Source organism: Thalassobacter sp. 16PALIMAR09 (assembly GCF_000765485.1).
In the GTDB taxonomy this organism is placed as follows: Bacteria; Pseudomonadota; Alphaproteobacteria; order Rhodobacterales; family Rhodobacteraceae; genus Thalassobacter; species Thalassobacter stenotrophicus.
The window spans coordinates 138,187-149,428 of sequence record NZ_JHAK01000004.1 but is presented as its reverse complement, the minus strand read 5'-3'; the positions used below and the strand labels follow the sequence as shown (position 1 = coordinate 149,428).

15 protein-coding genes, 1 tRNA gene and 1 riboswitch are annotated in these 11,242 nt (G+C 62.3%); of the genes, 11 read left to right on the top strand and 5 right to left on the bottom strand.

The features are described 5' to 3' along the window. Positions 1 to 65: 65 nt before the first annotated feature. A riboswitch (TPP riboswitch) is annotated at positions 66 to 165 on the top strand. 70 nt (positions 166 to 235) lie between these two features. From thiD to PM04_RS10265, 10 genes are read left to right on the top strand one after another with little or no spacing between them, the layout of a single operon-like run. After that, on the top strand, positions 236 to 1,033 hold the full coding sequence (thiD, locus tag PM04_RS10310) for a bifunctional hydroxymethylpyrimidine kinase/phosphomethylpyrimidine kinase (protein ID WP_038006362.1): 798 nt from the start codon (positions 236 to 238) through the stop codon (positions 1,031 to 1,033). Next, positions 1,034 to 2,032: a glycine oxidase ThiO gene (thiO, locus tag PM04_RS10305; RefSeq protein ID WP_038006361.1), complete on the top strand. Its 999-nt coding sequence runs from the start codon at positions 1,034 to 1,036 to the stop codon at positions 2,030 to 2,032. Beyond that, a complete protein-coding gene (thiS, locus tag PM04_RS10300; protein ID WP_038006360.1) occupies positions 2,016 to 2,213 on the top strand; it encodes a sulfur carrier protein ThiS in 198 nt (65 codons plus the stop codon). Before thiO ends, thiS begins: the two co-directional genes overlap by 17 nt. A 1-nt stretch (position 2,214) precedes the next feature. Further along, on the top strand, positions 2,215 to 2,988 hold the full coding sequence (locus PM04_RS10295; RefSeq protein ID WP_038006359.1) for a thiazole synthase: 774 nt from the start codon (positions 2,215 to 2,217) through the stop codon (positions 2,986 to 2,988). Then, complete coding sequence (locus PM04_RS10290) at positions 2,985 to 3,581, top strand: thiamine phosphate synthase (RefSeq protein ID WP_038006358.1); 597 nt, start codon at positions 2,985 to 2,987, stop codon at positions 3,579 to 3,581. The genes PM04_RS10295 and PM04_RS10290 overlap by 4 nt, the downstream gene beginning before the upstream one ends. After that, entirely contained in the window at positions 3,578 to 4,540 is a 963-nt protein-coding gene (locus PM04_RS10285) for a HesA/MoeB/ThiF family protein (protein ID WP_038006357.1), read from the top strand. Before PM04_RS10290 ends, PM04_RS10285 begins: the two co-directional genes overlap by 4 nt. After that, the gene (locus PM04_RS10280) at positions 4,537 to 5,472 is read left to right on the top strand and encodes an ABC transporter substrate-binding protein (protein ID WP_038006356.1); all 936 of its coding nucleotides are present in this window, start codon (positions 4,537 to 4,539) and stop codon (positions 5,470 to 5,472) included. Before PM04_RS10285 ends, PM04_RS10280 begins: the two co-directional genes overlap by 4 nt. Then, entirely contained in the window at positions 5,469 to 6,161 is a 693-nt protein-coding gene (tenA, locus tag PM04_RS10275) for a thiaminase II (RefSeq protein WP_038006355.1), read from the top strand. Before PM04_RS10280 ends, tenA begins: the two co-directional genes overlap by 4 nt. After that, entirely contained in the window at positions 6,158 to 6,901 is a 744-nt protein-coding gene (locus PM04_RS10270) for an ABC transporter ATP-binding protein (protein WP_038006354.1), read from the top strand. The genes tenA and PM04_RS10270 overlap by 4 nt, the downstream gene beginning before the upstream one ends. Then, the gene (locus tag PM04_RS10265) at positions 6,898 to 7,647 is read left to right on the top strand and encodes an ABC transporter permease (protein WP_038006353.1); all 750 of its coding nucleotides are present in this window, start codon (positions 6,898 to 6,900) and stop codon (positions 7,645 to 7,647) included. Before PM04_RS10270 ends, PM04_RS10265 begins: the two co-directional genes overlap by 4 nt. Here the strand turns inward: PM04_RS10265 and PM04_RS10260 are convergent. The 3 genes from PM04_RS10260 to PM04_RS10250 all read right to left on the bottom strand — a co-directional run bounded on the left by PM04_RS10260 (position 7,644) and on the right by PM04_RS10250 (position 9,330). Next, positions 7,644 to 8,066, bottom strand: coding sequence for a CoA-binding protein (locus PM04_RS10260; protein WP_038006351.1), 423 nt, complete (start codon positions 8,064 to 8,066; stop codon positions 7,644 to 7,646). The genes PM04_RS10265 and PM04_RS10260 overlap by 4 nt on opposite strands. A gap of 177 nt (positions 8,067 to 8,243) precedes the next feature. Then, positions 8,244 to 8,543, bottom strand: coding sequence for a hypothetical protein (locus tag PM04_RS10255; RefSeq protein ID WP_038006349.1), 300 nt, complete (start codon positions 8,541 to 8,543; stop codon positions 8,244 to 8,246). A 1-nt stretch (position 8,544) separates the two neighbouring features. Then, complete coding sequence (locus PM04_RS10250; protein WP_038006650.1) at positions 8,545 to 9,330, bottom strand: RNA methyltransferase; 786 nt, start codon at positions 9,328 to 9,330, stop codon at positions 8,545 to 8,547. Between the two features lie 137 nt (positions 9,331 to 9,467). On the opposite strand from PM04_RS10250, the gene PM04_RS17880 reads away from it, so the two are divergent. Further along, positions 9,468 to 9,551: transfer RNA gene (locus PM04_RS17880), tRNA-Tyr, on the top strand. 165 nt (positions 9,552 to 9,716) lie between these two features. On the opposite strand, the gene PM04_RS18330 is transcribed toward PM04_RS17880, so the two are convergent. Together PM04_RS18330 and PM04_RS10245 are read right to left on the bottom strand one after the other, a co-directional pair. After that, the gene (locus PM04_RS18330) at positions 9,717 to 9,842 is read right to left on the bottom strand and encodes a hypothetical protein (protein ID WP_255347911.1); all 126 of its coding nucleotides are present in this window, start codon (positions 9,840 to 9,842) and stop codon (positions 9,717 to 9,719) included. A gap of 12 nt (positions 9,843 to 9,854) precedes the next feature. Beyond that, positions 9,855 to 11,048 (bottom strand): formate dehydrogenase subunit gamma, encoded by a 1,194-nt coding sequence (locus PM04_RS10245; protein ID WP_038006348.1) that lies wholly within the window; start codon positions 11,046 to 11,048, stop codon positions 9,855 to 9,857. Positions 11,049 to 11,242 lie beyond the last annotated feature (194 nt).

The following is an 11,242-nucleotide window of genomic DNA, read 5'->3' as shown; positions in this document are numbered from 1 at the left end:
CCCAGCCTGGCTGCAAAGCCACGACCGTTTGCCATTGATCCCCTGGACGGGTTGCCCTAGGTATAGAGCATCCGTCGGGGGGCCCATTGGGCTGAGAGGTGCTTGCACTGACCCGTCGAACCTGATCCGGGCAATGCCGGCGTAGGGAACGGGTACATATGGCCAGATCAATGGCCCGACACACCCACCTCCCGAACCGACCGTAACGCCCCCAATTCTTGAGGAGGCGTCGTTCATGCCCACCGCCATCGCATTGACCATCGCAGGCTCCGACAGTGGGGGCGGCGCAGGCATTCAGGCCGATCTAAAGGCGATGTCCGCGCGCGGTGTTTACGGCGCCAGCGTGATCACTGCGGTCACCGCGCAAAACACCACCTCCGTGACGGCGGTGCATGAAATCCCTGCTAATGTCGTCGCGGCCCAAATCGACGCAGTCCTCAGCGACCTTGACGTCAAAGCGATCAAACTGGGCATGCTGTTTTCCCCCGCCATCATTGACGTTGTCGCAGACCGGCTTTCGGGTTTTTCGGGGGCCATCGTGTTGGACCCGGTGATGATTGCCAAATCCGGCGACGCCCTGTTGCAAGAAGCCGCCGTAGATACGCTTTTGCGCCGCTTGATGCCGCTGGCCACTTTGGTCACACCAAATTTGCCCGAGGCCGCGCAAATGTTGGGCACCACACAGGCCACCGATCATGAAACGATGGTCGCCCAGTGCAAGGCCCTGCGGGACCTTGGACCCGGTGCCGTTTTGCTCAAAGGCGGGCACAGCACCGGCGCCACATGCACCGACCTGTTATGGAGCGATGCCGCCCCCCTGCCCCTAGAGGCCGCGCGCATCGACACCCGCAACACCCACGGCACCGGCTGCACCTATTCCGCCACCATCGCCGCCGAACTGGCCAAGGGCGCGGCCCTGACCGACGCCGTGACCACGGCGCACGCCTATCTGCACCAGGCGATTGTGGCGTCCGACACGCTTAGCATCGGGGCGGGCCACGGCCCTGTGCATCATTTCCATGAGGTCTGGTAGATGACCGAAGTCACCGTCATCGGCGCAGGTGTTGCGGGGCTTGCCGTTACACGCGCGCTCTTGGATCGCGGCGCACAGGTGCGACTGGTTGACCGCAACGGCCCACCCGGAGCACATGGCTGTTCGTGGTGGGCGGGCGGCATGCTTGCCCCGTTTTGTGAGGGCGAAAGCGCCGAAGAACCCGTCGTGCGTCTGGGCCAGCGCGCCGCCGATTGGTGGGACAAACACACTGTTCTGGTCCAGCGCCACGGCTCTTTGGTCGTGAGTGCGGCCCGTGACCATAGTGACCTCAAGCGCTTCGCCCGGCGCACAGACCATTTTCGTGAGGTTTCCGGCCCCGAAATCACGGCCCTCGAACCCGATCTGGGCACGCGGTTCAGCCGGGGCCTGTTCTTTGATACTGAGGCCCACCTCAGCCCCCGCGCGGCCCTTGCGGCCCTCTTCGAAAGCGTCACCAAGGACGGCACGCAGTTTGAGGTGGCGGAAGTAGCCCCTGAAGCACAAGACGGCCTCGTCGTGGACTGCCGGGGCTATGCCGCGCGCGACGCGACCCCGGAATTGCGCGGTGTAAAGGGCGAAATGCTCGTGCTGCGCTGCCCGGACGTCGACCTGACCCGCCCCGTGCGCCTGCTGCACCCACGTATCCCGCTGTATGTTGTGCCACGTGGCGATGGCATCTTTATGCTGGGTGCAACGATGATCGAAAGCTCTGCCAGCGACCATGTCACTGCCCGGTCCTTGCTGGAGCTGCTCAGCGCGGCCTACGCCCTCAACCCCGCCTTCGGCGAAGCCGAGGTGGTCGAGGTCGGTGTGGACCTACGCCCGGCCTTTCCCGACAACCTGCCCCGCATTCGGCGCGATGGCCCGGATGGCCGGGTGATCCGCGCCAATGGGCTGTTCCGCCACGGCTACCTGCTTGCACCCGCCTTGGGCGAGATGGTGGCCGACGTAATTTTTGAAAACGCCACTCCGGAGATGATGGATGAAGCTATTGCTTAACGGCACCCCCCGCGAGATCGACGCGCGCACGCTGACCGATGTGCTGCTCGCGGAAGGTTTGGGCACCGCCAAGGTCGCCACGGCGGTCAACGGCAGCTTTGTGCCCGCAGGGCTACGCGCCACGACCGAGCTGCGCGACGGTGACGCCGTTGAAATCGTCGCCCCCATGCAAGGAGGATAAGATGCGCGCATTTTACGGCACCCACCTTCCTAATGGGTTCATGCTGGGCACGGCGCAATATCCGTCCCCCGCCATTCTCGCGGATGCGTTCCAACGCTCAGGCGCGTCAGTGGCCACCGTATCCTTGCGCCGCGAAAGCGGTCAGGACCGCGCGGGCCAAGACTTTTGGCAGATGATCCAAGGCTTGGGCGTGCACGTCCTGCCCAACACCGCCGGATGCCACACCGTGAAAGAAGCGGTCACCACCGCCCATATGGCCCGCGAAGTGTTTGATACCAAATGGATCAAGCTTGAGGTCATCGGCGAGGAAGACACGCTACAACCCGACGTCTTTGGCTTGGTCGAGGCTGCGCGCATCCTGACCGAGGACGGCTTCCAAGTATTCCCCTACACGACCGAGGATCTTGTGGTGGCCGACCGCCTGCTGCACGCGGGCTGCGAGGTTTTGATGCCTTGGGGCGCACCCATCGGCTCGGGCAAGGGGTTGAACAACGTCTTTGGCCTGCGTGCGATGCGGGCGCATTTCCCGGACGTGCCTTTGGTGATCGACGCAGGCCTTGGCCTGCCGTCACAGGCGGCCGCCGCAATGGAAATGGGCTTTGACGCGGTCCTGTTGAACACGGCGGTAGCCAAGGCAGGCGACCCGGCCGCAATGGCGTTGGCCTTTGCACAGGCCGTCGCCGCAGGCACCCTCGCGGCTGAGGCAGACCCAATGGAACCACGCGACATGGCTGCCCCTTCGACACCCGTCATCGGAAAGGCGTTCCTGTCATGAGCCTGCCGCGATTTTACCCCATCTTTGACAGCGCCGATTGGATTGAGAGGTTGGTGCCACTCGGCATCAAACTGGTCCAGTTGCGCGTTAAGGACCGCACATTGGATGAGGTCCGCGCCGAAATCCGCCGCGCCAAAACCATCTGCGCCGCCCATGATTGCCAGCTGGTGGTGAACGACTATTGGCAGCTCGCGATTGAAGAAGGCTGCGCGTGGTTGCACCTTGGTCAAGAGGACCTCGATACCGCCGATCTGGACGCAATCCGTGCTGCAGGCTTGCGCCTTGGGCTCAGCACCCATGATGGGCCAGAGCGGCGGCGCGCCTTGGATCACAAACCAGATTATCTGGCATTAGGGCCAGTTTACCCGACGATCTTAAAGCAGATGAAGTGGGATCCCCAAGGCACCGAGCGCTTGACCCGCTGGAAATCAGAAATGGGAGACGTACCCTTGGTCGCCATCGGCGGGATGAGTGTTGAGCGCGCGCCGGGGGCCTTTGCCGCCGGGGCCGACGTCGTCTCAGCGGTGACGGACATTACCCTGAACCCCGACCCAGAGGCCCGCGTGCGCGCGTGGCTTGAGGTCGCGAAATGAGCCGCTACGCCCGCCAAATGCAATTGCCCGCCGTGGGGGCCGGCGGCCAACAGCGGCTGGCTGCGGCGTCCGTGTTGGTAGTGGGCGCAGGCGGGCTGGCCGCGCCTGTGTTGCCGCTGTTGGCGGGCGCGGGCGTGGGGCGGATCACGGTGCTGGACCCCGACACAGTCGCGCTCAGCAACTTGCACCGCCAGACATTATTTTCCGAGGCCGACGTCGGCGCCCCCAAGGCCACAATCGCCGCCGCGCGGATGCGGGCCTTGAACAGCGAGATTACGGTCACAGCTCTGCAGGACGCCTTTGCCCCCGACATGGCCCCCGCCCTGATCGCTGATCATGACATCGTGCTGGATTGCGCCGACAGCTATGCGGCAAGCTACCTCGCCTCGGACCTGTGCCTTGCAGCAGGGGTGCCTTTGATCTCAGCCTCCGTGCTGGGCCACGGCGGGTACGTCGGTGGATTTTGCGGTGGCGCGCCCAGTCTGCGCGCCGTGTTTCCAGATGCGCCCGACAGCGGCGCGTCCTGTGCAACTGCGGGCGTTATGGGCCCCGTTGTCGCGCAAATCGGTGCGATGCAGGCGCAAATGTCTCTACAGGTTTTGCTGGGTGCGGGGCCGTCTCCGCTGGGCACATTGGTACAGGTCAACACGACCGGCTGGCACCATGCGCGGATGGATTTTCACGACGCGCCGGAACCCACCCGCGCATTTGCCTTCGTCACCCCCGGCCCCAGCGACCTAATCGTTGAGCTGCGCCCCGAGGCTGAGGCCCCGACCCCGATCCACCCCAGCGCGCGGCGCACCTTGCCCGACGCGCCCGACCCACGCCGCCTTGTTTTGGCCTGTGCCACGGGATTGCGCGCTTGGCGCACCGCCGAAGAATTCTCCAAAACGTGGCCGGGCGAAATCGCCCTCGCTGCGGCCACCACAACACACGTCACTAAGGACACATCATCATGAAACACCTCCTGACAGCCGCCGCATTCTTGGCGGCAACACCTGCCGTTGCGCAGGATCAAATGACCCTCCTTCTGGACTGGTTTGTGAACCCAAACCACGGCCCCATCGTGATCGCCGAAGAGCGCGGCTACTTTGCCGATGCTGGTCTTGAGGTTGAGGTGATCCCCCCGGCGGACCCCTCGGACCCACCCAAACTGGTGGCTGCGGGTCGCGGTGATCTGGCCCTGTCCTACCAGCCGCAACTGCACCTTCAGGTCCATGAAGGCCTGCCCCTGCAACGGGTTGGCACACTGATCGCCACGCCCCTGAACTGCCTTTTGGTGCTAGAAGACAGCCCCGTCCAAACCCCCGGTGACCTAAAGGGCAAAAAGATCGGCTTTTCCGTGGGCGGCGTAGAGGAAGCCATGCTGGCTGCGATCCTCGCCGAGGACGGCGTTGCATTGGATGAAGTCGAGCTGGTCAATGTGAACTGGTCGCTGTCGCCCTCGCTGATGTCGGGTCAGGTGGATGCCGTCTTGGGCGCCTATCGGAACTTTGAGCTGAACCAGATGGATATCGAAGGCGTGGCGGGCCGCTGCTTTGCGGTTGAGGAAATCGGGCTGCCTGCCTACGACGAGCTGATCTTTGTGGCCAATCCTGACACGATGGATGCCGACAAAATCACCCGCTTCTTGGGCGCCGTGGAAAAAGCCACGCAGTACATCGTGAACCATCCCGAGGCTGCATGGGATATTTTCCGCAGTACATCCAAAGAGTTGGACGACGAACTTAACGCGCGCGCATGGGTCGATACGCTGCCCCGTTTCGCCACCCGTCCCCAAGCCATGAGCGCAGGCCGCTACGCCACATATGAGCAATTCTTGTTCGAGGCAGGCCTGATCCCCAGCGTGAACCCAGTTTCCAAACTCGCCATCGATGTGACCGCACAATGACACCAGATTACGGAAAAACCTTCAAACACTGGCGCGCAGGCGCCAGTGAGACCCCCGATGCCCCTTGGCACCAATACACGCGGCACGCCTTTGTCGAAGGTCTCCGGGATGGGTCCCTGCCACATGCGTCGTTCCTCCAATACCTCGTGCAGGACTACGTTTTCTTGGTCCACTTTGCGCGGGCGTGGTCGCTCGGCGTGGTGAAATCAGAAACCCTCGAAGAGATGACCGTCTGTGCGAACACTGTTGATGGGCTCGTCAATCACGAGATGGCCTTGCACGTCAAAACATGTGCCGCTGTGGGGATCTCCGAGGACACGTTGTTCAACGCCACCGAGGCCCCCGAGAACCTTGCCTACACCCGCTATGTAATGGACGCGGGCCTACAAGGGGATTTTTTGGACCTCATGGCAGCACTGGCCCCATGCGTTATGGGCTACGGCGAAATCGGCCTGCGGCTCAAGGCAGAGGCTGCCCCCAACACGCCCTATACCGACTGGATCGACACCTATTCAGGTGCCGAGTACCAAGGCATCTGCACCACAGTGGGTGGGATGTTGGACGCCGCCGCTGCACGGCGTTTGGGGTCGTTGGACGCCAGCCCCCGCGCAAATGCTCTTCAAGCGCGGTTCACATTAGCCACCCAACTTGAGGTCGGCTTTTGGGGCATGGGGTTGCGCGGCGCATGACGCGCAACCCCGACCCCACGGCCCCCGGCATCAGGCTGTGCGGCACCCACAGCATCGCGCAAAGCGTGCTGTTCGACGCGGATATCGCGCTAGGGGCTGCCGAATGGACCTGTTTGCTGGGGCCGTCTGGGGTTGGGAAATCTACGGTCCTGCGCCTGATTGCGGGCCTCGACACCGGGGGCGTGTTTGACGGCACGATCACCGCAAGCGACGCGGCCCCCATCCAAGGGCGGCTTGGCTATATGGCGCAATCGGACCTTTTGATGCCGTGGCTTTCGGTCATGGATAACGTCGTGATCGGTGCCAAGCTGCGTGGTGAGGCACCGAACCACGCGCGCGCTCGTTCCCTTTTGGACCGCGTCGGCCTACGCGCCCACGCCGACAAAACACCCGCGGCTTTGTCTGGCGGGATGCGCCAACGCGCGGCCCTTGCCCGTGTCTTGATGGAGGACCGCCCCATCGTCCTTCTGGATGAGCCGTTCTCAGCGCTTGATGCCGGGACCCGTGCCGATATGCAAGAACTGGCAGCCGAGGTTTTGCACGGCAAAACCGTCCTGCTTGTGACCCATGATCCCGCAGAAGCGGCGCGCCTTGGCCATCAGATCTTGGTGATGTCGGCGCAAGGAGCCACCCCGTGGCCCGCACCTAGCACGCCCCCAATCCGCGCCATCGAAGCGCCAGACACCCTTGCCTGCCAGTCCGCGCTCTTGGCCCACCTACGGGAGGTCCAAGCCGCATGAGAAAGCGCGATATACTGGCCGCCCTCGCCGTCGGGCTTGGGCTGTGGCAAGCGCTCGTCTGGATCACCGGAGCGCCCCATTTCATCCTGCCCTCGCCCCTGCGAGTGGCCAACGCCCTGATCCACAGCCGTGAGGTTATCGCGGAAAACGCACTTGTGACCCTGCAAGAAATCATTGCGGGCCTGATCCTTGGCACCCTTCTGGGCGTGGCCACGGCCATCCAACTGACCCTGTCCAAAACGGCGGAACGGTTGATGTTGCCGATCCTTGTGTTCACCCAAGCCGTGCCGGTCTTTGCCCTTGCCCCCGTGCTGACGCTTTGGTTCGGCTATGGGATGGCCTCCAAGATCGTGATGACGGTCTTGATCATCTATTTCCCCGTCACGTCCGCCTTTCACGACGGCCTGACGCGGGTGGATCGGGGGCTGCTGGATCAGGCCAAGATCATGGGTGCGCGCCCCTTGCAGACGCTTTTGCGGATCCAAGTGCCCCACGCCCTGCCCTCGCTTGGCACGGGCCTACGGCTGGCTGCGGTCTATGCGCCCATCGGCGCGGTAATCGGCGAATGGGTTGGGGCGTCGAAGGGCCTTGGCTATTTGATGCTGCTAGCCAATGGCCGTGCCAAGATCGACCTGATGTTCGCAAGCCTCATCGTTCTGGCCTGCCTGACGGTTCTTCTGCACACGGCCATTGGGGTGCTGTCGCGCCAACTTGTGGCCTATTCAGAAGGCCGCCGCCTGCGTTAGAACAACCGGCGGTATTCGATGACGGGGCAGCGGTCTTGGATGACCATAAGCCCTGCGGCACGCGCACGTGCGGCGGCCTCTTCATGCACAACATCAAGCTGCGTCCAGATCACTTTGACCGATGGCATCTGCGTGATCACCGTCTCAACAATGGCAGGCAACGCGTCGCTTTGGCGAAAGACATCCACCATGTCGACGGGTCCGGGCACGTCCTCTAGGCGGGCGACGATGGGCTGACCAAACAGGGGCGTGCCCGCATGACAGGGGTTTACGCCCACGACATGGTGCCCGCGCCCCGCCAGCATGTTCCCCACGGAATGGCTGGCCCGCGCAGGATTGAGGGACGCCCCAACAAGGGCGATGCGGAGCGGTGTGGCCAGCAGATCATAGATCTCGGCGTCTGAGGGGTTTTCTAACATGGCGCGACCGTCCCAAAAAAAAGCCCGACGCGCAAGCATCGGGCGGATAGGTGCGGAACGAGGGACAGTGAAGGTGTGACGAACGTTCCAGTCTCGTCGCTTCATATCCAATACATAGGCACGCAGGGCGTGGTTTAAAGGCTTGGCTCACGCAGCCGTGATCGCCCCCCCTATACGTCAGTCAAACACGTCCTCGACCACATCCCAAACCTCCTCCAAGGCTTTGCGCCACAGAGGTTTGCTTTTCTTCGGCTTCTTGCGTTTCTTGCCGGATAGGCTGAAGCCCGGTGTTGGCTTGGGCACTGATGCCTTTTTGCGCGAAGCCCCCACCTGAGGGTCAAGCGGCATCGCCTTCATGTTGTGCAGGGGCGCGCCGCAGGCACCGCAGGCCAGTTCATGCCCGTCACGTGCCGTTGGGCGCAGCGCAGTACGCCGCCCACAATAACAACACGTGGCGAGTTTGATCTGATGGGCCATGCTAGCTTCCTTGTGTGCCCAATGCATATAGGGACACTGCCGCCGCATTTGAAACGTTCAGCGAGCCAAAACCGCCGGCCGGGTCGATCCGCACCAAATAATCGCATAGCGATTTGGTCCGGTCGCGCAGGCCGGGCCCCTCGGCGCCCAACGCAATCGCGACGGGTCGGTCGGACATCTGCGGCGCAAGGGCGGCCAATGTCTCGGGCGCTTCGCCGTCCATGCCGATGATGGTGTAACCCAAGTCCTTCAGGGCCTCCATCGCGTCGCCCAAGTTGCCGATCCGCAAATAGGGCTGGCGTTCCAGCGCGCCGGAGGCCGTTTTTGCCAAAGCCCCGGTTTCGGGGGCCGAATGGCGCGAGGGAGCGATAACCGCACGCGCGCCAAACACCTCAGCCGAGCGTAGGATCGCGCCCACGTTATGTGGATCAGACACACGGTCCAACAACACCACGCGTGGCGATTGCCCCGCACCGGGGCGGCACACATCACGTAACGCGCCCCAATCCAGCGCCTTGACCTCTAGGGCCGCACCTTGGTGCACCGAGCCGGGATCAAGCGGCACAGGGAATTTGCGCGGATCGGCAATTTCAGGCTCCATGCCCGAAGTCGCAATCGCTTCGGCCAGTTTATCGGCCGCGTTTTTGGTCACAACTAGGCGCAGACGATCGCGCGCCGGGTTTTGCAGGGCATCACGCACAGCGTGCAGGCCGAACAGCCAAACCGTTTCCGCTGCCGCCGCACGCTTGCTGCGTTCTTTCTCAACAACCCACTTGGGCTTTTTCATCGTGGTATCCTTCTGTTGCCCCCTCATGCGCCAGACGGGCGTTTTTGGCAAGGTGACGAAAAAATCGACCCGCCCCAAGAAAAGACCCGAAACACCATTGACGCCCCCCGCCCCGCTTTGTATCTGACCCGCAGGATGGGCGACGGGCTGCAAGGTGCGGCAGCGGACTGTAACTCCGCCGGGGAGACCCACGCTTGGTTCGATTCCAGGGTCGCCCACCATCCTCCCCCTTTTCAGGTTAATACCGCGAAAAAGACGACCGAGGTCGGCTGTGGGGGTTTACCCTTTTTCGCAAGCCTGTCCACTTATCCGGTACGACCATACGAAAAAGCGCGGACCTCCTGAGAGACCCGCGCCTTTGATTTTTCGTCTTGATCGTGGCCCGTTTAGTCGAGGCGCACGTTCTCGCTGCTATAGACGTCCTGCGACGACCAGCCTGCGTTGTTGAGGCCGTAGTAGGCCACAACACCGATCACGCAGGTCGTCAATACGCCGAGTAAAAGTGCTTTCATGGATCTGTCTTTCTACTCTGCGAGCGTTGCACTTTTGGGTGCCGCGCCTTCTTTTTCTTTTACTTCTTCGAGCCAGAGCGAGTGGTGTTGATGGGCCCATGCCTCATCGACTTCACCCGAACCCATCGCGTCATACGCGCCCTGCATCCCCACCGTACCGATGTAGATATGGGCCACGATGATCGCCATAAGAACCAATGCAGCGCCTGTGTGCATCATCTGCGAAGCTTGCATTTCTTGGTGCGGCAGCGGTGCCTCGGGCAGAGTGGTGCCCCAGATCAACTCAGCCAGACCCAACTGGTTCATCAGCGGGTTGAACTGCGCAAAAATTTGCACCTCGTAGGGGAACAGCAGCGACACACCCGTCAGCGAGATCACGGAGCCAAAGACAATCACAGACCAGAAGATGATCTTTTGACCGCCATTGAACTTTTTCGCGGGGGGGTGGTTCTTGCCGACGATCCCGCCGAACTGCGCGAACCATTTGATGTCTGTACGGTCAGGCAGGTTGTGCGCAACCCAGAACACAAAGATCATCACCAGCGCGACCATAAAGGCCCAGCCAATGCTGTTGTGCACCAGCTTGGAATAGCCCAGCAGCAGCGCGTTGGTATCTTTGCCAAGGTAGGGCGCAATGTAGAGCCGCCCGAACAGCACCAACAACCCGGTGATACCCAGCGCGATGAACGAACTGGCCAAGAGCCAGTGCGCGAACCGCTCAACCGCCTTGAAGCGCGTGACGGTCCGGCCCGTGAAGGGCTCATCCACTTTGACGGGGCCACGCAGCAGGTAAAACACCAACAGCGCCAGAAGCGTGCCGCCAAGGATGTAAGCGCCATAGCTCAGCAGCGGGCCTTCGCGGAACTGCAACCAAGCAGAGCCTGTGTCCTGCATGATGACCTCTGCCACCTCACCGCCTGAGCTGACGGTGACGTCGGCACTGCCAAAGCGGAGCGCACGCCACAGTTCGGGGTCCGACTGGCCGCCAAGTGTGCCAAGATTTTCGGTGATCGGTGCCGCGATCGCCGGATCACCCGTCGCCTCGCTGCGGAATGAGTTGTCGACTTTCTCTGCGTTTTGACGCGCGAGAATGTCCTGAAGAGTTTGCGCGCCGCCAGTCGACGTGCGGTCAGTATCCTGCGCCCAAACGCCGGTGACCGACACTGTCATAACGAGCAGCGCAATCGATAGTAATCGGTTCAGCATGTCTGTCTCCTTGGGGTCATCCACCCCTATTTTTATCCAAACAACCTAAGCGGTCGGCTCCGTGTATGAGCACCACAAGACCCCGCAAAGGCTGCGAAAGCAGAGCGACGCCAGATCGATAAGGCGCGCCACGCTCCTGCATGAAACAGCGAAAAAAGGCCGCACGGTTGTGTGCGGCCTCTCCAATCTCAGAG

Coding starts and splice junctions, on each gene's coding strand:
- thiD (WP_038006362.1), top strand. CDS start 236: ATGCCCACCGCCATCGCATTGACCATCGCAGGCTCCGACAGTGGGGGC.
- thiO (WP_038006361.1), top strand. CDS start 1,034: ATGACCGAAGTCACCGTCATCGGCGCAGGTGTTGCGGGGCTTGCCGTT.
- thiS (WP_038006360.1), top strand. CDS start 2,016: ATGAAGCTATTGCTTAACGGCACCCCCCGCGAGATCGACGCGCGCACG.
- PM04_RS10295 (WP_038006359.1), top strand. CDS start 2,215: ATGCGCGCATTTTACGGCACCCACCTTCCTAATGGGTTCATGCTGGGC.
- PM04_RS10290 (WP_038006358.1), top strand. CDS start 2,985: ATGAGCCTGCCGCGATTTTACCCCATCTTTGACAGCGCCGATTGGATT.
- PM04_RS10285 (WP_038006357.1), top strand. CDS start 3,578: ATGAGCCGCTACGCCCGCCAAATGCAATTGCCCGCCGTGGGGGCCGGC.
- PM04_RS10280 (WP_038006356.1), top strand. CDS start 4,537: ATGAAACACCTCCTGACAGCCGCCGCATTCTTGGCGGCAACACCTGCC.
- tenA (WP_038006355.1), top strand. CDS start 5,469: ATGACACCAGATTACGGAAAAACCTTCAAACACTGGCGCGCAGGCGCC.
- PM04_RS10270 (WP_038006354.1), top strand. CDS start 6,158: ATGACGCGCAACCCCGACCCCACGGCCCCCGGCATCAGGCTGTGCGGC.
- PM04_RS10265 (WP_038006353.1), top strand. CDS start 6,898: ATGAGAAAGCGCGATATACTGGCCGCCCTCGCCGTCGGGCTTGGGCTG.
- PM04_RS10260 (WP_038006351.1), bottom strand. CDS start 8,066: ATGTTAGAAAACCCCTCAGACGCCGAGATCTATGATCTGCTGGCCACA.
- PM04_RS10255 (WP_038006349.1), bottom strand. CDS start 8,543: ATGGCCCATCAGATCAAACTCGCCACGTGTTGTTATTGTGGGCGGCGT.
- PM04_RS10250 (WP_038006650.1), bottom strand. CDS start 9,330: ATGAAAAAGCCCAAGTGGGTTGTTGAGAAAGAACGCAGCAAGCGTGCG.
- PM04_RS18330 (WP_255347911.1), bottom strand. CDS start 9,842: ATGAAAGCACTTTTACTCGGCGTATTGACGACCTGCGTGATCGGTGTT.
- PM04_RS10245 (WP_038006348.1), bottom strand. CDS start 11,048: ATGCTGAACCGATTACTATCGATTGCGCTGCTCGTTATGACAGTGTCG.